General features: G+C 49.4%; 17 protein-coding genes and 2 tRNA genes. 16 read left to right on the top strand and 3 right to left on the bottom strand.

Annotated features, from left to right (window positions below):
• Positions 1-80: 80 nt before the first annotated feature.
• Both dacB and ACXAD4_RS15735 read right to left on the bottom strand, forming a co-directional pair.
• Positions 81-1,580, bottom strand: coding sequence for a serine-type D-Ala-D-Ala carboxypeptidase (gene dacB, locus ACXAD4_RS15740; RefSeq protein WP_475242579.1), 1,500 nt, complete (start codon positions 1,578-1,580; stop codon positions 81-83).
• A gap of 219 nt (positions 1,581-1,799) precedes the next feature.
• A complete protein-coding gene (locus ACXAD4_RS15735; RefSeq protein WP_475242578.1) occupies positions 1,800-2,792 on the bottom strand; it encodes a porin in 993 nt (330 codons plus the stop codon).
• Positions 2,793-3,316: 524 nt separating this feature from the next.
• Here ACXAD4_RS15735 and greA point away from each other — a divergent pair.
• Positions 3,317-3,790: a transcription elongation factor GreA gene (gene greA / locus ACXAD4_RS15730; RefSeq protein ID WP_475242577.1), complete on the top strand. Its 474-nt coding sequence runs from the start codon at positions 3,317-3,319 to the stop codon at positions 3,788-3,790.
• A 96-nt stretch (positions 3,791-3,886) separates the two neighbouring features.
• Here greA and yhbY read toward each other — a convergent pair whose 3' ends face one another.
• Positions 3,887-4,183 carry a ribosome assembly RNA-binding protein YhbY gene (gene yhbY, locus ACXAD4_RS15725; RefSeq protein ID WP_107300350.1) on the bottom strand — a complete coding sequence of 99 codons (297 nt, stop codon included), beginning with the start codon at positions 4,181-4,183 and terminating at the stop codon, positions 3,887-3,889.
• Between the two features lie 138 nt (positions 4,184-4,321).
• Here yhbY and rlmE point away from each other — a divergent pair, with 138 nt between their 5' ends.
• The 15 genes from rlmE (at position 4,322) to nlpI (ending at position 20,290) form a co-directional block, all read left to right on the top strand.
• Positions 4,322-4,951 (top strand): 23S rRNA (uridine(2552)-2'-O)-methyltransferase RlmE, encoded by a 630-nt coding sequence (gene rlmE, locus ACXAD4_RS15720; RefSeq protein WP_475242575.1) that lies wholly within the window; start codon positions 4,322-4,324, stop codon positions 4,949-4,951.
• A gap of 49 nt (positions 4,952-5,000) precedes the next feature.
• Positions 5,001-6,977: an ATP-dependent zinc metalloprotease FtsH gene (ftsH, locus tag ACXAD4_RS15715; protein ID WP_475242573.1), complete on the top strand. Its 1,977-nt coding sequence runs from the start codon at positions 5,001-5,003 to the stop codon at positions 6,975-6,977.
• 126 nt (positions 6,978-7,103) lie between these two features.
• The gene (gene folP / locus ACXAD4_RS15710; protein ID WP_475242571.1) at positions 7,104-7,943 is read left to right on the top strand and encodes a dihydropteroate synthase; all 840 of its coding nucleotides are present in this window, start codon (positions 7,104-7,106) and stop codon (positions 7,941-7,943) included.
• A 46-nt stretch (positions 7,944-7,989) separates the two neighbouring features.
• Positions 7,990-9,327: a phosphoglucosamine mutase gene (gene glmM, locus ACXAD4_RS15705; RefSeq protein ID WP_475242570.1), complete on the top strand. Its 1,338-nt coding sequence runs from the start codon at positions 7,990-7,992 to the stop codon at positions 9,325-9,327.
• A 197-nt stretch (positions 9,328-9,524) separates the two neighbouring features.
• Complete coding sequence (gene secG, locus ACXAD4_RS15700) at positions 9,525-9,857, top strand: preprotein translocase subunit SecG (RefSeq protein WP_317524998.1); 333 nt, start codon at positions 9,525-9,527, stop codon at positions 9,855-9,857.
• A gap of 12 nt (positions 9,858-9,869) precedes the next feature.
• Positions 9,870-9,954: transfer RNA gene (locus tag ACXAD4_RS15695), tRNA-Leu, on the top strand.
• Positions 9,955-10,011: 57 nt separating this feature from the next.
• A tRNA-Met gene (locus ACXAD4_RS15690) sits at positions 10,012-10,088 on the top strand.
• 177 nt (positions 10,089-10,265) lie between these two features.
• Entirely contained in the window at positions 10,266-10,721 is a 456-nt protein-coding gene (gene rimP, locus ACXAD4_RS15685; protein WP_107300345.1) for a ribosome maturation factor RimP, read from the top strand.
• Between the two features lie 23 nt (positions 10,722-10,744).
• Complete coding sequence (gene nusA / locus ACXAD4_RS15680; RefSeq protein WP_475242567.1) at positions 10,745-12,232, top strand: transcription termination factor NusA; 1,488 nt, start codon at positions 10,745-10,747, stop codon at positions 12,230-12,232.
• 25 nt (positions 12,233-12,257) lie between these two features.
• Positions 12,258-15,011, top strand: a complete 2,754-nt coding sequence (infB, locus tag ACXAD4_RS15675) for a translation initiation factor IF-2 (protein WP_475242566.1) — start codon at positions 12,258-12,260, stop codon at positions 15,009-15,011.
• Between the two features lie 97 nt (positions 15,012-15,108).
• Positions 15,109-15,507 carry a 30S ribosome-binding factor RbfA gene (rbfA, locus tag ACXAD4_RS15670; protein ID WP_039469658.1) on the top strand — a complete coding sequence of 133 codons (399 nt, stop codon included), beginning with the start codon at positions 15,109-15,111 and terminating at the stop codon, positions 15,505-15,507.
• A 3-nt stretch (positions 15,508-15,510) separates the two neighbouring features.
• Complete coding sequence (gene truB / locus ACXAD4_RS15665; RefSeq protein WP_317525002.1) at positions 15,511-16,455, top strand: tRNA pseudouridine(55) synthase TruB; 945 nt, start codon at positions 15,511-15,513, stop codon at positions 16,453-16,455.
• Between the two features lie 108 nt (positions 16,456-16,563).
• The gene (gene rpsO, locus ACXAD4_RS15660; RefSeq protein ID WP_005369538.1) at positions 16,564-16,833 is read left to right on the top strand and encodes a 30S ribosomal protein S15; all 270 of its coding nucleotides are present in this window, start codon (positions 16,564-16,566) and stop codon (positions 16,831-16,833) included.
• Between the two features lie 245 nt (positions 16,834-17,078).
• Positions 17,079-19,202, top strand: coding sequence for a polyribonucleotide nucleotidyltransferase (gene pnp / locus ACXAD4_RS15655; protein WP_475242565.1), 2,124 nt, complete (start codon positions 17,079-17,081; stop codon positions 19,200-19,202).
• Positions 19,203-19,375: 173 nt separating this feature from the next.
• Complete coding sequence (gene nlpI, locus ACXAD4_RS15650; RefSeq protein WP_475242809.1) at positions 19,376-20,290, top strand: lipoprotein NlpI; 915 nt, start codon at positions 19,376-19,378, stop codon at positions 20,288-20,290.
• Positions 20,291-20,314: the final 24 nt, after the last annotated feature.

Below are 20,314 nucleotides of genomic sequence, written 5' to 3'. Positions count from 1 at the left end.
AAGCTAAAGATACGAACATGAAAAAAGCGAGTGGTGATGAGCCACTCGCTTTTTTTGTTGCTAGTCAGTATCCTGACGCTTCAATACTGCTGGTATAAGCCTTTATAGAGAGTACGCTCAAAGGTTTCGATAGGTGGGGCAATAGCTGGTAGGCTCTCATCTCGCTCCGGTGGGAAGTAGTTACTTACCATCTGCACAAACAACAAGGTTTGGCCTGATTGGACTTTGATAAGGCCAGCCAGGTTATAGGTACCGTACAGCGAACCGCTCTTGGCGTGAATTTTTCCTTGCAGCGGTTTGTGACGAATACTCTGGCGGTAGCGCAGGGTACCGCTCTGGCCACTGACTGGCATGGTCGCGAGCAGGTTTAGCGTGTCGTCATGGTTGTAGATGTAAGTGATCACTTCCATCATTTGGCTTGCGGTCATGCGGTTATTGCGGGAAAGACCCGAACCATCGACAATTACCGCCCGCTCTAAATCAATATTGGCCTTGTCTTTCAAGATAGCCTTGATGGCCTTGCTGCCGTTGGCAAAGCTGCCCGGCTGCTTGAAGTATTTGGCACCAATCGTTTTGGCGATGTTGTCTGCATACAGGTTATCGGAATCTTTGACCATGGTGTTGAGAAGCTCATGCAACGGGGCAGAGTGATGGCTCGCAATGACCTTGCCCTTGGCACTGTCGTCACGTTTTATGCTCCCTTCCAATTTGATACCAAGACGCTTCAGCTCGGCCTTTATCACCTGGCTGATGTACGCTTCGGTATCCTGCACGGCAAAATTCAGCGGTAGCGGCTTGTCACGCTTAACCAGGCAGCCGCTGAGGTGGTAGTGGTTGTTGCCCTTGTTTGTCAGTTCAAGATCGCAGTGACTAGCTTTCTGGCGCTCTTTGGTCGTCACCAGTGCGTCAGTCGTGACTTTTAGCGGCTGGTGGCTTGGGATATTGACCCGGGTTGTATCACCGACATTACGGTTACTATACAGCGCACCTTGTACGCAGTTGTGCTCGAGGCTCAGGCTGCTCGACGGCGCACTATAACATACCCCTAGAATATCCCATGGCCAGCCTGGTGCTTGCTCGTAGCCGCTGAACTGGCTGCCGTTGAGCAGCAGATCCCCTTTAATGGTAGAACCTGAGTGTGCCTTCATCTTGCCGAGTAACGAAGCGAGCTGTTTGCGCGACAAAGCCGGATCGCCACTGAAGCGCAGAACGATATCGCTCTCTTGCTGTTCTAGCTGAGTGGTAAAGCGGTAATCCTTACCAAGATAAAGCTGTGCTGCTAGAGCGGTCACCATTTTCTGGGTACTGGCTGGTGGTTGGAATTGTGCTTCACGTTGTGAATAAAGAATATCTCCGGTCTTGGCATCCGCGATGACGAGTGCGGTGTCATGGCCGTAGGGCAGTGCTCTGAAGTCTGGTTGATAAGCTTTGAGCGCTATAGGGGCCGACTGTTGGGCTGTATTAGATTGATTCGTTGCCTCAGCTTGGACTTGTGTTTGGGCTTCTGTATGGGAAAAAACAACGGGGGAGGCTAGCGATAAGCTGGCGGAGAGAAGTAATAGACGAAATGGCAGACGCATCGGTGGCCTTCTGTTGAAAATTGGAGTAAATCACTACTCCCATGATAAACAATATCAGGCAGATAAAAAGTCAGAGATCGGCAAGCTTGTTGGGGTCATTGGAAGTTTTATTACTAAATAAGTGACATTTGCGGTTTCTAGAAAAAAGGCATAAAAAAACACCGGCCAGAAGGCCGGTGTTTAGAAAAGGCTGTGTTAGAACTCTATATCCAAATAGGATTAGAAGTCGTAACGTGCACCAAGAACGAACTGATCGTCAGCATCTGAACGCAGATCAAACTGGTAAGAAGCGTAAGTACGGAAGTTCTTGTTGAAGTAGTGAGTTGCGTCTACTGCGATAGCATCACGTAGGTCTGCTGCATCACCAGAAGCGTCAGTGTCTTCTAGGTAGTTGTAAGTAGCTACGAATACAGTCTTGCCGTAAGTGTATGCTGCTGCAACTTCGTAACCGCGAGAGTTGTCGATAGTTTCGCCGTCAACAACTGTTTTACGAGCGTCTTGGTATAGACCAGACACGTAGAAGTCACCGTAAGTGTAAGAGATAGCACCGAATGCTTGCTTCTGAGTGTCATCAACAGCAATGCTGTTGAACGTGTTGCGGTCTTGCTCACCGTAACCAGCACCGAAACCTAGGCCCATGTCCATTACGTACATTGCACCTACAGAGTAACCGTCACCGTATTCAACGTTGTCATCAGAAACGCCTTCAAACGCGTAGTTAGCTTTAACAGTCAGGTTGTCACCTGCGATGTCGAAAGAGCCAACGTATGCTAGGTTGTTTGAAGTACGGTCAGCTGCAGCAATCTTGTTACCTGCGTTGTTACCGTGGAAAGACATGATATCAGTGAAGTCAGTAAGCATGCCTAGAGAGCCGTCAGTCTTACCGAAAACAACTTTACCAAAGTCACCACCGATACCTGCGTTAATGTGACGGTTGTTAACGTTGCCGCTGTCAGCAGAAGAACCAGAGCTTGTGTACTCGCCTTCGTAGAAACCGATACCGTAGATAGTATCAGTGATGTCTGTCTTACCTGCGATGTTCATACGAACACGTGATGCATCAGAAACGTCACCGTCGCTGAATACTGCACGTGCTTCAAGACGACCGCCTACTGCTAGGCTTGAAGTTTCGTCAGAGTAAACTTCTGCTGCGTTTGCTACAGAAGAGATAGATGCTGCTGCTACTGCTAGAGCAATCAGTTTCTTGTTCATTGTCGAATCCTTTTGGAATTTTTTGTTGTATGCATATCTGTGCTAAATGCATGCTGTTCTTTTTACTGGTCTCTGGCCCGATCTGTTAGTAAAAAAAACTGAAAAATACTTTATTTCAATGATTTTAAGGCGGTTTGTGATAGGTAATGTATGAGATATCAGGTGGTTACCAGCGATCAAAAAAGTTCGCCCGTATGGGCGTTTTTTAGCTATTTTTAGGGTTTATCTGTTGCACTTTTAGATGGGTAAAATTGTTTTAATGCGTGATTTTGTGATCGTTAGCGCATAAATTTTAAACTGCATGCGCTAGGGCTATGGTTTGTGAAATTTTTATGATTTTCCGCTACTGTGATGGCGCTTGTAACCGAAAGTATGCCGCTGAATGAACAAGGGTGATCTCTTTGGCATCTTTGTTTAGAATGAAGTGTTCCCATTAGTAATCGCCTCGTCCGGCCAATCTGCCGGGCTGGCTTTGTTTTGCCTTTTATAGCAGTGGCTATACGGGCGTTGAGGTAATAAGAGTTATGGATAAGATTCCAATGACGGTACGCGGCGAGAAGCTGCTGCGTGAAGAACTGGATGTACTAATGAAGCGTCGCCCGATCATTTCGCAAGCCATTGGTGAAGCGCGTGAGCTGGGTGACCTGAAAGAAAATGCCGAATACCACGCTGCCCGTGAAGAGCAGGGGATTTGTGAAGCGCAGATCCGTGATATCGAATACAAGCTGTCTGTAGCGCAGGTTATCGACGTCACCAAGATGCAGAACACTGGTAAGGTGATCTTTGGTACTACTGTTACTTTGATTGACGTCGACACCGACGAAGAAGTGACATACCAGATCGTGGGCGATGACGAAGCCGACATCAAGGCGGGTCGTATTTCAGTGAATTCACCGATTGCCCGTGGCCTTATTGGCAAAATGCAGGATGACGAAGTGACAATCACCACACCAGGTGGTGCTCGCGAGTTCGAAATTGCAGAAGTGGCTTACATTTAATCACACGAAATTGTTATTAAATGTATCAGTAAAGAATGGATCATGGCATTCCGTGCCATGATACAGACATAAAAAAGGCCGCAGCGGCGGCCTTTTTTATTTGCGCGGAAGCTCGATCTTACGCTCTTCGCTCTGGCGGTACAGTACCAGTGTCTTACCAATAACCTGGACTTTCTCTGCCTTGGTTTCGCGAACAATTGCGTCAACGATCAAAACCTTGGTCTCGCGCTCTTCAGCAGCCACTTTAACCTTGATAAGCTCGTGGTGGTTAAGTGCCAGTTCAATCTCGGCAATCACGGCTTCAGTCAGGCCATTTGCGCCCATTAGGACAACTGGCTTTAGGTTGTGGGCAAGACCTTTAAGGTATTGCTTCTGCTTGGTGCTTAGATTCATGTCGGCTCTATTATTAAATTAGGGTTGAAAACCGCGTATTCTAACGCCATATAGTCTAGAAGACTAATTTGTTTAGTATACGCCATTTGTGGTGTTGCTGAGTATACTTGATAAGTACCCAAACTCATTAGGTAAATCATGAGTAAGAAAAAACATTCGGGCAGCTCTGGCCGATGGCTGAAAGAACATTTTGATGACAAGTATGTTCTAGAAGCGCAAAAAAAGGGCTACCGTTCCCGCGCGATTTTCAAAATTGAAGAAATCCAAAACAAAGACAAGCTCCTGAAACCCGGTATGACGGTGGTTGACTTGGGAGCGGCTCCTGGTGGATGGTCACAGTATGCAGCTGAGGTCGTTGGTGATGAAGGGCAGGTGATTGCCTGTGACATATTACCAATGGATTCACTGCCTGGCGTGAGCTTCCTGCAGGGGGATTTCCGTGAAGAAGCTGTCTTGGATGCACTGCTTGAGCGTATCCAACCTGACATGGTTGATGTTGTGTTATCCGACATGGCACCGAACATGAGTGGTAACTTGGCTTCAGATCAGCCTAGAGCTATGTATCTTGTTGAACTAGCATTAGATATGTGTAGGCAGGTACTTGCGCCCGATGGCAGCTTTGCGGTAAAAGTTTTCCAAGGTGAAGGCTTTGACCAATATCTGGCAGAAGTGCGTAGTATGTTTAAAGTGGTCAAAATTCGTAAGCCAGATTCGTCGCGAGATCGTTCTCGTGAGGTATATATTGTAGCTACAGGTTACAAACTGTAGTACCCTAAATTCATCTATTAGTTATCGCGGGGTTAACACCTTGAGTGACATGGCAAAAAACTTGATTTTGTGGTTGGTCATCGCTGTGGTTCTGATGTCTGTATTTCAGAGCTTCGGTCCTGGTGATAGTGCTGGCCGTCAAGTCGACTATACAACCTTTGTCCGTGAAATCGGTCAGGATCAGATAAGGGAAGTGCGATTCAATGATCGTGAAATTACCGTATTCAAACGTGATAACACGCGATACGTCACTTATCTACCTGTCGTTAACGACCAAAAGCTGTTAGACGATCTAATTAACGCAAACGTAAAGGTCATGGGTACTCCGCCTGAGGAGCCAAGCCTACTGGCCTCAATCTTTATTTCCTGGTTCCCGATGCTATTACTCATCGGTGTCTGGATCTTCTTCATGCGCCAGATGCAGGGCGGCGGTGGCAAAGGTGCCATGTCGTTCGGTAAATCCAAGGCTCGCATGATGAGTGAAGACCAGATCAAAACAACCTTCGCCGACGTGGCCGGTTGTGATGAAGCCAAAGAAGACGTGAAAGAGCTGGTGGACTACCTGCGTGATCCAAGCCGCTTCCAGAAACTGGGCGGTAAGATCCCAACGGGTGTTCTGATGGTCGGTCCTCCTGGTACGGGTAAAACCCTATTGGCGAAAGCCATTGCCGGTGAAGCCAAAGTACCGTTCTTTACTATCTCAGGTTCTGATTTCGTAGAAATGTTCGTCGGTGTGGGTGCATCCCGTGTCCGTGACATGTTCGAGCAGGCAAAGAAAGCCGCGCCTTGTATCATCTTTATCGATGAGATCGATGCGGTAGGCCGTCAGCGTGGTGCTGGTGTAGGTGGTGGTCACGATGAACGTGAGCAAACCCTTAACCAGATGCTGGTAGAGATGGATGGTTTCGAAGGTAACGAAGGTATTATCGTTATTGCCGCGACTAACCGTCCTGACGTACTGGACCCTGCGCTATTGCGTCCTGGTCGTTTCGACCGCCAAGTAGTGGTTGGCCTGCCAGACGTTCGTGGCCGTGAGCAAATCCTGAAAGTTCACATGCGTAAAGTGCCGCTAGACGGTGACGTTAAACCTGAGCTGATCGCTCGTGGTACGCCGGGCTTCTCTGGTGCAGACTTGGCGAACCTTGTTAACGAAGCGGCATTGTTTGCTGCCCGTGGTAACAAGCGTACGGTTTCTATGGTTGAGTTCGAACTGGCGAAAGACAAGATCATGATGGGCGCAGAGCGTAAGTCTATGGTGATGTCTGAAGATCAGAAAGAGTCGACTGCATACCACGAAGCAGGTCACGCAATTATCGGTCGCTTGGTACCGGATCACGATCCTGTGTACAAGGTCTCGATCATTCCTCGTGGCCGTGCATTGGGTGTAACCATGTACCTGCCGGAGCAAGACCGTGTCAGCCACTCTCGCGAGTTCTTGGAGTCAATGATTTCAAGTCTGTACGGTGGTCGCTTGGCGGAAGAGCTTATCTACGGAGTTGATAAGGTATCGACCGGTGCATCGAATGATATCGAGCGTGCAACAGACATCGCGCGCAAGATGGTGACTCAGTGGGGCTTCTCTGAAAAATTAGGTCCATTGCTGTATGCGGAAGATGAAGGCGAGGTTTTCCTTGGCCGTTCAGTAACGCAGAGCAAGCACATGTCTGACGATACGGCGAAGCTTATCGATAACGAAGTTCGCGCTATCATCGACCGCAACTACGAGCGTGCCCGTGAAATCCTTGAGCAGAACATGGATATCATGCACGCAATGAAAGACGCGCTGATGAAGTACGAAACGATCGATGCCGGCCAGATTGACGACTTGATGGAACGCAAGACAGAGATCCGTGCGCCAAAGGGTTGGGGTGACGAGAACGACACCCTGAAAGCGAGCGAAGCTGCACCAGAGCAGCAGAGTGAGCAACAGGAAGCACCTGCTGAACCAAAAGCAGAAACGCAACCTGAGCAAGCACCCGAAGCACAGCCTGTTCAGAAAAAAGAAGACGACAAGCCGCAAGCTTAATCGTTAGACGCTAATTAAAAACCCCGACCTTGTTCGGGGTTTTTTGCATCTATAACATCAATGGCAAACCACCAAACGTAAGATACCAAGTGCTATAACCTCCACATATAGCCTAGGAGCAGAAAGTTGATCCTCAAGAGTAAATCAAAAACGCTAAATCTTTCCCGTCCCCACACCATGGGGATTTTGAACGTTACCCCAGACTCCTTTTCTGATGGTGGCCGCTTTAACCAAATGGATGCCGCCTTGCGCCATGCCGAGGAGATGCTGGCTGCAGGGACAACGATTTTGGATATCGGTGGTGAGTCCACCCGCCCTGGGGCCGATGAAGTCTCACTCGAGCAAGAGCTTGACCGTGTTGTGCCGGTTATTGAAGCTTTGCGCCAGCGATTTGATTGCTGGATTTCGATTGATACCAGCAAAGCCAAGGTGATGACCGAGGCAGTGAACGCTGGTGCTGATCTCATCAATGATGTTCGTGCCTTGCAGGAGCCGGGTGCGTTGCAGGCGGCCGCCGGTGCCGGCGTGCCGATTTGTGTAATGCATATGCAAGGGCAACCGCGTACAATGCAGCATCAACCGTCATATCAAGATGTCATTGCCGATGTCGGTGACTTCTTGGCGGAACGAATTACTGCCTGTGAGCAAGTTGGGATCCCGCGTGAGCAGTTATTGCTCGATCCCGGCTATGGGTTTGGCAAGACCCTTGAGCATAACTACCAGTTGCTTGCTCACCTTGACGAATTCCATCGCTTCGGCCTGCCGCTTTTGGTTGGTATGTCGCGAAAATCGATGGTATTCAAATTGTTAAACAAACAACCGGCTGATTGCCTAGCTGGTAGCCTTGCCTGTGCCGCTATCGCAGCGATGAAAGGGGCCCAGATCATCCGGGTTCATGATGCGAAAGAGACGGTAGACGTCCTTAAGGTGTGCGAGATGACGCTGTCCCAGTACCGGGATAAGTAACAGTTTCAGGCTAGGTTGAATATATAAAAGTTGCTAGGAGCAGAAAATGGCTGAGCGTAAGTACTTTGGTACCGACGGTATTCGTGGGTTGGTAGGTAAAGGCCCGATTACCCCGGATTTTGTGTTGAAACTAGGTTGGGCTGCGGGGCGAGTATTGTCACAGCAGGGCACCAAGAAAGTAATTATCGGTAAAGATACCCGTATTTCAGGCTACATGCTGGAGTCTGCATTGGAAGCAGGCTTGGCCGCTGCTGGTTTGCAGGCGGCGTTCACAGGCCCGATGCCTACTCCTGCAGTGGCGTACCTTACCCGCACTTTCCGTGCCGAAGCCGGTATTGTTATTTCAGCATCACATAACCCGTATTATGACAATGGTATCAAGTTCTTCTCGTCAGAAGGAACCAAGCTGCCAGATGAGGTTGAGCTGGCGATTGAAGCTGAACTGGACAAGCCGTTGACATGTGTCGAGTCAGCCATGCTGGGTAAGGCCTATCGTATTAATGATGCAGCCGGTCGTTACATTGAGTTCTGTAAGGGTACCTTCCCAAGCAAGTATGACTTGGCGGGTTATAAGATTGTTGTCGACTGTGCCCACGGTGCGACCTACCACATTGCGCCTAGCGTGTTTAAAGAGCTAGGTGCAGAGGTGATCACAATCGGCTGCGAGCCGAACGGCACCAACATCAACGACAAAGTTGGTGCAACGGATGTTGCTGCACTGCAGGCCAAAGTACTGGAAGAGAAAGCACACTTCGGTATCGCGCTGGATGGTGATGGCGACCGTGTGATCATGGTCGATGAGGAAGGCAACAAAGTTGACGGCGACCAGATTGCCTACATTATTGCCCGTGATGCCCTGCGCCGTGGTGAGCTTAAAGGCGGTGTGGTTGGCACGTTGATGACCAATCTGGGAATGGAAAATGCCCTGAAAAACCTGGGTATTCCGTTTGTCCGTGCCAAAGTGGGTGACCGCTATGTTATGGAAGAGCTGAAAAAGCACGATTGGCTGATCGGTGCTGAGAACTCGGGCCACGTGATCCTGCTGGATAAGGTCACCACGGGTGACGGCATTGTGGCGGGTTTGCAGGTGATGGCATCGATTGTCGGTAGCAAGATGTCACTGAAAGAGTTGGCTGACGGCATGACCATGTACCCGCAGGTACTGGAAAACGTCCGTTTTGCTGGCGAGTCTAACCCATTGGAATCAGACGCAGTTTTATCAGCAACCGCTGCTGTTGAAGCTAAACTAGGGGATAAGGGACGTGTCCTGCTGCGTAAATCCGGTACCGAGCCTCTGATCCGCGTCATGGTTGAAGGCGAAGATGCTGCACTGGTCAAGGAGTCAGCCTTGCTGATTGCCGAAGCCGTGAAGGAAAGCTGCTGATTTTGTCCTGATTTCGACTAACCGGTGTCGGTTTTGCCTAAATCTTCGACAAGTAATTCAAGAAACAGAGTTTTCGAGGAAATTTTACTTGTCAGTGAAGATAGCTTTCGCTAGTATTCAATCCGCTCCTAATGGAAGGGGTGCGCTGGCACTGCTAAAGCAAAGCCGGCACAACAATTTAACCATAGGTGGAACCCATGTACGAAATTCTACTTGTGATTTATCTGTTGGCTGCGCTTGGTGTTATTGGCCTAGTTTTGGTTCAACAAGGTAAAGGCGCAGATATGGGAGCCTCATTTGGGGCTGGCGCATCAGGAACCCTGTTTGGCGCGAGCGGCTCTGGAAACTTCTTGACCCGAATGACCGCAATTTTCGCGACCATCTTTTTCGTTATCAGCTTGGTGCTTGGCAACATGAGCGCTAAAAAAGCAGGCGAAACCAGTGGTTGGGAAAACCTAAGCGCTCCGGCGACTGAACAAGTTGTTGAGCCAACTCAGAATGCACCAGTTAACAGTGACATTCCTGAGTAAATAAAGAATTTAGCCGAGATGGTGAAATTGGTAGACACGCTAGCATGAGGTGCTAGTGCCGCAAGGTGTAGGGGTTCAAGTCCCCTTCTCGGCACCATTATTACTCGCTTGAAAGAGTGAGGTCTGGGCGATATAATCGCCGTCAGATTACGGACGCGGGGTGGAGCAGCTTGGTAGCTCGTCGGGCTCATAACCCGAAGGTCGTCGGTTCAAATCCGGCCCCCGCAACCACTTTCCGAAAAAACAGCTATTCTTAGTAAGGTTGTTTTTTCTATCACAGCGATATGCTGTGGTATCAGGGTCCAGTGATATTAAACCCCGTAATTCGGGGTTTTTTATTATCTGAAACATGACCATTCAGGTATCTACTGGGCTTTATAGCCCTTTTTTTGTTTCCGGGGGGTTGTCTTGACAGCTTTAGAGATGCAATTGACCGAACTGCTTGAGGCGCCGGTAACGGCGACAGGCTATGAACTTGTCGGTCTGGAATTTATCCGTGCAGGCGAACACTCAACACTGCGTGTATTTATCGATCACGAAAACGGTATCACCGTTGATGATTGTGCCGAAGTTAGCCGCCAGGTAAGCGCGGTGATGGATGTTGAAGATCCAATCACTGTGGCCTATAACCTGGAGGTCTCTTCCCCTGGTCTAGAAAGGCCGCTATTTAAAGCCGCGCATTACCAGCAGTTTATTGGCCACGAGGTCAGCCTGGTGTTGAAAATGGCGATGGGCAACCGTCGTAAGTGGAAAGGTGATATCGTTGCCGTAGAAGGCGAGCTTGTCACATTAAATGTTGATGGCAATGAAGAAACATTTGCACTGAGCAATATTTCCAAGGCCAACCTGGTTCCAAAATTCTAACCGCTAAAATTGGGGCATTAGAAATGAACAAAGAAATCTTGGCTGTCGTTGAAGCGGTATCCAACGAAAAAGCTGTACCTCGTGAGCGCATCTTTGAAGCTCTAGAGATCGCATTGGCAACAGCGACGAAGAAAAAATACGAAGCGGAAATCGATGTACGTGTAGCTATCGACCGTAAAACTGGTGAATTCGAAACATTCCGTCGTTGGAAGGCAGTAGAAGAAGTGACTCAGCCTACGCTTGAAATCACTTTGGAAGCGGCCAAGTTTGATGATGAAACTATCGAAATTGATGGCTTCGTTGAAGACGAAATCGAATCAGTGACGTTTGACCGTATCACTACACAAACTGCGAAGCAGGTTATCGTTCAGAAAGTTCGTGAAGCCGAGCGTGCACAGATCGTTGAGCAATTTATTGACAACGAAGGTGAGCTAATCACTGGTGTAGTAAAGAAAGTTAACCGCGATGCTGTTATCATTGACCTTGGTAACAATGCAGAAGCTGTTATCCAGCGTGACGACCAGTTGCCACGTGAAAACTTCCGCCCGGGTGACCGTGTTCGTGGCCTGCTGTACAAAGTAGCGCCTGAAGCACGTGGTTTCCAATTGTTCATGACTCGCTCTAAGCCTGAAATGCTGTCAGAGCTATTCCGCATCGAAGTGCCGGAAATCGGCGAAGAGATGATTGAACTGATGGGTGCGGCTCGTGATCCAGGTTCTCGTGCCAAGATTGCCGTTAAGACTAACGATAAGCGCATTGACCCTGTGGGTGCATGTGTAGGTATGCGTGGTGCACGTGTACAGGCCGTATCTGGCGAGCTAGGCGGTGAGCGTATCGATATCGTGCTGTGGGACGAAAACCCAGCTCAGTACGTAATCAACGCAATGGCACCGGCAGAAGTTAGCTCTATCATCGTAGATGAAGACAACCACACTATGGATATTGCTGTTGAGAAGGACAACCTTGCTCAGGCAATCGGCCGTAGTGGTCAGAACGTTCGCCTAGCGTCTCAGCTTACTGGCTGGGAACTGAACGTAATGACTGTTGAAGATCTTCAGAAGAAGCACCAGGAAGAAGCCCAAGAGTCTATCGAAGTGTTCACTAAGCACCTAGATATCGACGAAGACTTCGCCACTGTATTGGTTGAAGAAGGCTTCACAACACTTGAAGAAATCGCCTACGTACCAGTAGCCGAGCTGATGGCTGTTGAAGGTCTGGATGAAGACACTGTTGAAGAGCTGCGTAACCGCGCGAAAGAAGCGCTAACCACGCTTGCCCTTGCTCAGGAAGAAACTTTTGAAGGTGTTGAGCCTGCAGAAGACCTACTGGGTCTGGAAGGCTTGGAGCGTGAGCTTGCGTTTAAACTGGCCGCGAAAGGCGTTGCAACGCTAGAAGATCTTGCTGACCAAGGTACTGATGATCTAACTGACATCGAAGGTATCGACGAAGCAAGAGCGGGTGAGCTAATCATGGCTGCTCGTAACATTTGCTGGTTCAGTGACGAAGCATAATATTTAATCGCAAGGGAGGAGCAGCATGTCAGAGGTTACAGTTAAAGCACTTGCCGAGGAAATCGGCACGCAGATTGACCGTTTGCTTCAACAGTTTGCCGATGCTGGTATCAGCAAGAAAGCTGAAGATAGCGTAAGCCAACAAGAAAAACAGAGTCTATTGGCCCACCTGAAGAAAGAACATGGTGGCGATAGCACATCTGGCGAGGCTCCGACACGCCTTACTTTGCAACGTAAGACCCGAAGCACGCTGAGTGTTTCGGGCTCTGGTGGCAAAAATAAAAGTGTTCAGGTAGAAGTGCGCAAAAAGCGCACCTACGTAAAGCGTTCTGCGCTTGAAGAAGAACAGCGTGCCGCGGAAGAAGCGAAGCGCCAGGCTGAAGATGCAGCCCAGCGTGAAGCAGAACAAGCCGCTCAGCGAGCAGCCGAAGAAGCTGCCAAGCGTGAAGCAGAAGAGCTGGCAAAACGCGAGGCGGAAGAAGCTGCTAAGCGTGCTGCTGAAGAAAAGCGTTTAGCTGAAGAACAAGCTAAGCAAAATGCAGAACAGAATGCTGATCGCAATGCTGAGGAAAAGCAGAAGCGTGAAGCAGAGGAAAAGCGTTTGGCCGAAGAAAAAGCTAAACGCGCCGCCGCTGACGAACAGGCTAAGAAAGAAGCTGAGGCGCTACAACGTCGCCGGGAAGAGGAAGCCAAGCGTAAAGCCGAAGAAGAGAGTCAGCGTCAGCTAGAAGAGGCACGCAAAATGGCAGAAATGAATGAAAAGAACTGGTCAAAACCTGACCAGGAAAAAGGTAATATGGATAAAGCAGACTACCATACTACGACGTCTAGCTACGCTCGCGCAGCTGAAGACGAACAAGACCGTAAAGAAGAAGGCGGTCGCCGTCGCAAGAAGAAAAAAGCCGGCGCTAAGCAAGACGACCGCAATGCACGCGGTGGCCGTAACCAGCGCGGCCGCGGCAAGCAGCAGATGGCTAAGCCAACTTCTATGCAGCACGGCTTCGACAAAACAGCGACAGTTGCTAAGCAAGATGTTGTGATCGGTGAGACTATCGTTGTTTCTGAACTTGCTAACAAGATGTCTGTGAAAGGCGTTGAAGTTATCAAGGTGATGATGAAGATGGGCGCAATGGCAACCATCAACCAGGTTATCGACCAGGAAACTGCTGCACTAGTAGCAGAAGAAATGGGTCACAAAGTTATCCTGCGTAAAGAGAACGAACTTGAAGAAGCGGTACTGTCTGACCGTGACGAAAACCTAGCCGTTGTTCCACGTGCGCCGGTTGTAACCATCATGGGTCACGTTGACCACGGTAAGACCTCTACCCTTGACTACATCCGTAAAGCACACGTTGCTTCTGGTGAAGCGGGTGGTATTACCCAGCACATCGGTGCATACCACGTTGAAACTGACAACGGTATGATCACCTTCCTAGATACTCCTGGACACGCCGCGTTTACTGCAATGCGTGCCCGTGGTGCTCAAGCGACAGATATCGTTGTTCTTGTAGTAGCAGCAGACGATGGCGTGATGCCACAGACTGTTGAGGCAATCCAGCACGCGAAAGCGGCAGGTGTTCCTCTGATCGTTGCTGTGAACAAGATCGATAAAGAAGACGCGAACCCAGACAACGTTAAGAATGAGCTAGCTCAGTACGACGTTATCCCTGAAGAGTGGGGCGGTGAGAACATCTTCGTTCATATCTCTGCTAAGCAAGGTACAAACATCGACGGTCTTCTTGAGTCTATCCTTCTACAAGCAGAAGTTCTTGAGCTAACTGCTGTTGCTGAAGGTATGGCGAAAGGTGTGGTTGTAGAATCTCGCCTAGACAAGGGCCGTGGTCCTGTTGCAACTGTTCTTGTTCAGGAAGGTACGCTACGTAAGGGCGACATCGTTCTTTGTGGTCTTGAGCACGGCCGTGTTCGTGCAATGCGCGATGAGGTTGGTAAAGAAATCGAGTCTGCCGGTCCTTCTATCCCAGTAGAGATCCTAGGTCTTTCTGGTGTTCCTTCTTCAGGTGACGAAGCGACTGTTGTTCGTGACGAGCGTAAAGCCCGTGAAGTAGCACTTTACCGCCAAGGCAAGTTCCGTGACGTTAAACTGGCTCGCCAGCAGAAAGCGAAACTGGAAAACATGTTCTCTAACATGGCTGCCGGTGAAGTTGCTGAGCTGAACGTTGTACTGAAAGCTGACGTACAGGGTTCTGTTGAAGCGATTGCTGACTCACTACGTAAGCTATCGACTGAAGAAGTTAAAGTTAACATCGTTGGTTCTGGTGTTGGTGGTATTACTGAAACTGACGCGGTTCTTGCTGCAGCTTCTAACGCTATCATCCTTGGCTTCAACGTTCGTGCTGATGCATCAGCTCGCCGTACTGTTGAGACTGAGAACCTTGATCTGCGCTACTACTCAATCATCTACCAGCTGATTGACGAAGTGAAAGCTGCAATGGGCGGTATGCTATCTCCTGAATTCAAGCAGGAAATCATTGGTCTGGCTGAAGTACGTGACGTATTTAAGTCGCCTAAGATCGGTGCTATCGCAGGCTGTATGGTTACTGAAGGTACCATCAAGCGTAACAACCCAATCCGCGTACTGCGTGATAACGTTGTTATCTACGAAGGTGAGCTTGAGTCACTACGCCGCTTCAAAGACGACGTTCAAGAAGTTAAGAACGGCTACGAGTGTGGTATCGGCGTTAAGAACTACAACGATGTTCGTGTCGGCGACCAGATCGAAGTTTACGAAATCATCGAAGTTCAGCGTACCCTTGACTAATCTTCAAGGTCTAACCTGCTCTAAGATATACAAATAATCCATGGGGAGCTTCGGCTCCCCATTGTTTCAAGAGAGCTTTCTCTAAGAGAGGCAATGAATGTCTAAAGAATTTAGCCGCACTCAGCGTGTTGCGCAGCAGCTTCAGAAGGAGCTGGCCGTGATCCTGCAGCGTGAGATCAAAGACTCGCGTATTGGCATGACCACTATTTCAAGTGTCGACGTTTCCCGCGATATGGGTTACGCGAAAGTATACGTAACCTTCCTGACTGTGGGCGAACAGACTCCAGAAGGTAGCTTGGAAGCACTACGCGAGATGGCACCTTACATTCGCTCACTGCTGGGCAAGCAGATCCGTCTGCGCGTTACCCCTGAGCTAAACTTCATCTTTGATAAGTCACTAACCGAAGGTATGCGTATCTCGACCCTAGTGTCTAAAGCAGTACGCGAAGATGAAGAGCGCCGTGGCGATGAGCCACAGGCAGAAGACGAGGAGTAATCCATGGCACGTCGTCGTAAGGGCCGTCCTATTGATGGTGTGATCCTGGTTGATAAGCCAACCGGGATCAGCTCGAATGATACGCTGCAGAAAGTAAAACGTATCTTCTTTGCCCAGAAAGCCGGCCATACCGGTGCCTTGGATCCTTTAGCGACGGGCATGCTGCCGATTTGCTTTGGTGAAGCGACCAAGTTCTCCCAGTTCCTGCTGGATTCGGACAAGCGCTACCGGGTAATTGCCAAGCTGGGCGAGCGTACAGACACCTCGGACTCCGACGGTGAAGTGGTACAGACCCGCGAAGTCAAAGTCGACCGTGGCCAGCTCGAGCGCTGTATTGCCAAGTTCCGTGGTACGACCGACCAGATCCCGTCGATGTACTCGGCACTGAAGTACCAGGGCCGCAAGCTGTACGAATATGCCCGCGAAGGGATTGAAGTACCGCGCGAGTCACGCAAAATCACAGTTTACTCGGTCGAGTTGCTGCGCTTTAGCAACAACGAAGTGGAAATGGAACTGCATGTGTCGAAAGGCACCTATATCCGTACCATCGTTGATGATCTGGGCGAGATGCTGGGCTGCGGTGCCCACGTGACCTACCTACGCCGTACCGGTGTATCTAACTACCCGGTTGAGCGCATGGTAACGATTGAGCAGCTTGAAGCCTTGCTGGAGCAAGCAAAGGGCCAGGACATTGCACCGTCTGAACTATTAGACCCACTGCTATTGCCTATGGATACCGCCGTACAGGATCTGCCTGAGGTGAATATCATCCCGCAGATCGCTATCTATGTTCGTAATGGCAACCCGGTCAATGCCGGCCGTGTTCCTGCCGAAGGCACCCAGGTACGTATTACCGTCGGTGAAGAGCGCGAGTTCATCGGTGTCGGTGTCATCGACCGCGAAGGCATGCTAGCGCCAAAGCGTGTGGTAGTGAATGAGCAAGCATAATTCTCTTGTAGTTATTTTGCGCTCCACGTATAATCCGCGGCTCGGGTGTCGGCTGAATCAGAGATTGGCTGACACAAATTAGAAACATCTTTGTATTAGGAATGAGTTATGTCTCTGAATGCAGAAACTAAAGCAGCAATCGTTGCTGAATACGCGCAGTGCGAAAACGACACTGGTTCTCCTGAAGTTCAGGTTGCTTTGCTAACAGCACAGATCAACCACCTTCAAGGTCACTTTGCTAACCACAAACACGACCACCACAGCCGTCGCGGTCTACTACGCATGGTTTCTCGTCGTCGTAAGCTTCTAGACTACCTAAAAGGTAAGAACCTAGATCGCTACCAAGACCTAATCAAGCGTCTAGGCCTACGTCGCTAAGATTGCTTTGAGAAAGGAGCCTTATGGCTCCTTTCTTTTTATCACTGCACTTCATCGCCAATATCACGAGTCGTTTTCGTCGACCTAGAGGTCGCGGCTAATGACAGTTCTTCAAGTGTTGAGAATTATCATTAGTCGCGATACGTGAAATTGCGGTAAATTGCCCTTCATCACATGACGCTTTTCCTTGTGTCAGATATACTTAACGGCGCAAATAGAAAGCGGAATAATTTAAGGAAATTCACGTGAATCCTATCGTAAAGACTTTCCAGTACGGTAACCACACGGTTACCATCGAAACTGGTGTTATGGCGCGTCAGGCGACCGCTGCTGTTATGGTTAGCATGGACGATACATCTGTATTCGTTTCTGTGGTTGGTAAGAAAGAAGCTGTTGAAGGCCAAGACTTCTTCCCGCTAACGGTAAACTACCAAGAGCGTACTTACGCTGCAGGTAAAATCCCTGGTGGTTTCTTCAAGCGTGAAGGTCGTCCATCTGAAGGCGAAACACTAACAGCCCGTCTGATTGACCGTCCAATCCGTCCGCTATTCCCAGATGCATTCAAAAACGAAGTACAGGTTATCGCGACTGTGGTTTCAGTAAACCCAGACGTACAGCCTGACATCGTGACTATGATCGGTACTTCTGCTGCTCTAGCAATTTCTGGTATCCCGTTCAACGGTCCAATCGGTGCAGCACGTGTTGGTTACATCAACGACCAGCTTGTACTTAACCCAAGCAACACTGAGCTTGAAGAAAGCAAGCTAGACCTAGTAGTTGCTGGTACTGAAAGCGCAGTACTGATGGTTGAGTCAGAAGCTGACCGCCTATCTGAAGAACAGATGCTACAAGCTGTTGTTTACGGTCACGACCAGCAGCAGGTTGTTATCAACGCGATCAACGAGTTTGCCGCTGAAGTTGCCACTCCTGCATGGGAATGGGAAGCACCAGCTGTTAACACTGAGCTGAAAGCACGTGTTGCTGAGCTTGCTGAAACTCGCCTAACTGACGCTTACCAGATCACTGAAAAAATGGCGCGCTACGAGCAAGTAGGCGTTATCAAGAACGAAGCAGTTGAAGCACTTCTAGCTCAAGACGAGACACTAGACGAGCGCGAAATCCGCGGCATGCTAGGCTCTCTAGAGAAGAACGTTGTACGTAGCCGCATCATCGCTGGCAACCCACGTATCGACGGCCGTGAGAAAGACATGGTTCGTGCGCTTGACGTACGTACTGGCGTACTTCCACGTACCCACGGTTCTTCTCTGTTCACCCGTGGTGAAACTCAGGCTCTAGTAACTGCGACTCTAGGTACGCAGCGCGATGCTCAGATCATCGACGAGCTAACTGGTGAGCGTAAAGATCACTTCCTTCTACACTACAACTTCCCTCCATACTGTGTGGGTGAGACTGGCTTTGTAGGTTCTCCTAAGCGTCGTGAAATCGGCCACGGTAAACTGGCTAAGCGTGGTATTGCTGCAGTAATGCCTTCTGTTGACGAGTTCCCATACACAGTACGTGTAGTATCGGAAATCACTGAATCTAACGGTTCTTCTTCAATGGCTTCTGTATGTGGTACGTCTCTTGCGCTGATGGACGCAGGTGTGCCAATCAAGGCATCTGTTGCGGGTATCGCAATGGGTCTTGTGAAAGAAGGCGACGACTTTGTAGTTCTTTCTGACATCCTGGGTGACGAAGACCACCTTGGCGACATGGACTTCAAAGTAGCCGGTACTGAAGACGGTATCACTGCACTGCAGATGGATATCAAGATCGAAGGTATCACTAAAGAAATCATGCAGATTGCACTGAACCAAGCAAAAGGTGCGCGTACGCATATCCTTAGCGTAATGGATGAAGCAATCAACGCACCTCGCGAAGAGATTTCTGAGTTTGCTCCTCGTATCCACACGTTGAAGATCAACCCTGAGAAGATCAAAGACGTGATCGGTAAGGGCGGTGCTGTTATCCGTGCACTAACGGAAGAAACTGGCACGACTATCGAAATCGAAGACGACGGTACTGTGAAGATCGCTGCGACCGAAGGTACAGCTGCGAAAGAAGCTATCCGCCGTATCGAAGAGATCACTGCTGACGTTGAAGTTGGCCGTATCTACACCGGTAAAGTAATGCGTATCGTTGACTTCGGTGCGTTCGTATCAGTTATTGGTGCGAAAGAAGGTCTTGTTCATATTTCTCAGATCTCTCAAGAGCGTATCGAGAAAGTGGCTGATCACCTAGAAATGGGTCAGGAAGTTAAGGTTAAGGTACTGGAAATCGACCGCCAGGGCCGTATCCGTCTGAGCATGAAAGAAGCACAGGCTGAACTGAACCCAGCACCAGCTGGCGAAGAGAAGCCAGAAGCATAAGGCTTTTTGCTAAAAGCATGATATAAAGGGGCTATTCAGCCCCTTTTTTTATTATATTGAGAGTTCACCGGAAAATCCCTCGCAATAATCGCTTAGGAGAACGCGGTTGCGTCTCTTATGGGCTACGATGGTATATGCTAGAGATAGACGTGTCTCACTCAGGGAGAACTGCATTGATTGCAAATAGGATAAAATTCGCGTGCCTGGCGCTGGTCTTGATATTGTCAGGCTGTTCAACACCCAAATCCCAATGGACTCAGCCGCCGATGGCTGTGCCGTTCCAGCCGACTATCCAACAACAAATCCAGCTGGCGAGGATCGATCAACTGCTACAGCGTGACGATCTGGATAACGAAACTTTAGCTCAGGTGTATTACGAGCGCGGCCTGCTGCACGATAGTCTTGGGTTGCGTGACCTGGCTCGCTTGGACTTCAACCAGTCGCTTTCTCTCAAACCAAACCAACCTGATGTCTTCAATATTCTTGGGGTTTACTTTACCCAGGGTGCCCATTTTGATGCGGCCTATGAAGCGTTTGACTCCACCCTTGAGCTGAATGTCCGTCACCCATTTGCCCAGCGCAACCGTGGTATCGCCCTTTACTACGGCGGTCGCTATGAGTTGGCGCTCGAAGATCTCAATGCCCACTACCAGCAGAACATTAATGATCCTTACCGGGTGATTTGGTTGTATCTGACCGAGCTTGAGCAAGACCCTGCGACAGCTGCCGAGAAACTACGTAACCGCTATAATGCGGCCACAGACAATAACGACTGGGGCTGGCAGATTGTACGTTTGTACCTGGAAGATGTCAGTGAGTCAGAGTTCCTGCGCCAGATTGCCACAGAAAGTGAAGATAACGATGTGCTGGCCGAGCGCTTGACCGAAGCTTATTTCTATTTGGGCAAGCGTTACCATCATAACAAGGATTTCTCATCAGCCTTGATGCTCTACAAGCTGACGCTTTCCGGCAATGTGTATGAGTTTGTCGAGCACCGCTTTGCCTTGCTTGAGCTAAACCGTCTGATGGCTGAAGTCAGTATCAACCAGCCGATCACCCCTCCGGCCGAACCGGCAGAAGAAGTGTAAGCTCGCTTCATATTCGGACTCGCT

This window comes from Photobacterium sp. AWH4_225 (genome assembly GCF_056158405.1).
This window is presented reverse-complemented; position numbering and strand designations above follow the sequence as displayed.

Coding starts and splice junctions, on each gene's coding strand:
- dacB (WP_475242579.1), bottom strand. CDS start 1,580: ATGCGTCTGCCATTTCGTCTATTACTTCTCTCCGCCAGCTTATCGCTA.
- ACXAD4_RS15735 (WP_475242578.1), bottom strand. CDS start 2,792: ATGAACAAGAAACTGATTGCTCTAGCAGTAGCAGCAGCATCTATCTCT.
- greA (WP_475242577.1), top strand. CDS start 3,317: ATGGATAAGATTCCAATGACGGTACGCGGCGAGAAGCTGCTGCGTGAA.
- yhbY (WP_107300350.1), bottom strand. CDS start 4,183: ATGAATCTAAGCACCAAGCAGAAGCAATACCTTAAAGGTCTTGCCCAC.
- rlmE (WP_475242575.1), top strand. CDS start 4,322: ATGAGTAAGAAAAAACATTCGGGCAGCTCTGGCCGATGGCTGAAAGAA.
- ftsH (WP_475242573.1), top strand. CDS start 5,001: ATGGCAAAAAACTTGATTTTGTGGTTGGTCATCGCTGTGGTTCTGATG.
- glmM (WP_475242570.1), top strand. CDS start 7,990: ATGGCTGAGCGTAAGTACTTTGGTACCGACGGTATTCGTGGGTTGGTA.
- secG (WP_317524998.1), top strand. CDS start 9,525: ATGTACGAAATTCTACTTGTGATTTATCTGTTGGCTGCGCTTGGTGTT.
- nusA (WP_475242567.1), top strand. CDS start 10,745: ATGAACAAAGAAATCTTGGCTGTCGTTGAAGCGGTATCCAACGAAAAA.
- infB (WP_475242566.1), top strand. CDS start 12,258: ATGTCAGAGGTTACAGTTAAAGCACTTGCCGAGGAAATCGGCACGCAG.
- rbfA (WP_039469658.1), top strand. CDS start 15,109: ATGTCTAAAGAATTTAGCCGCACTCAGCGTGTTGCGCAGCAGCTTCAG.
- truB (WP_317525002.1), top strand. CDS start 15,511: ATGGCACGTCGTCGTAAGGGCCGTCCTATTGATGGTGTGATCCTGGTT.
- rpsO (WP_005369538.1), top strand. CDS start 16,564: ATGTCTCTGAATGCAGAAACTAAAGCAGCAATCGTTGCTGAATACGCG.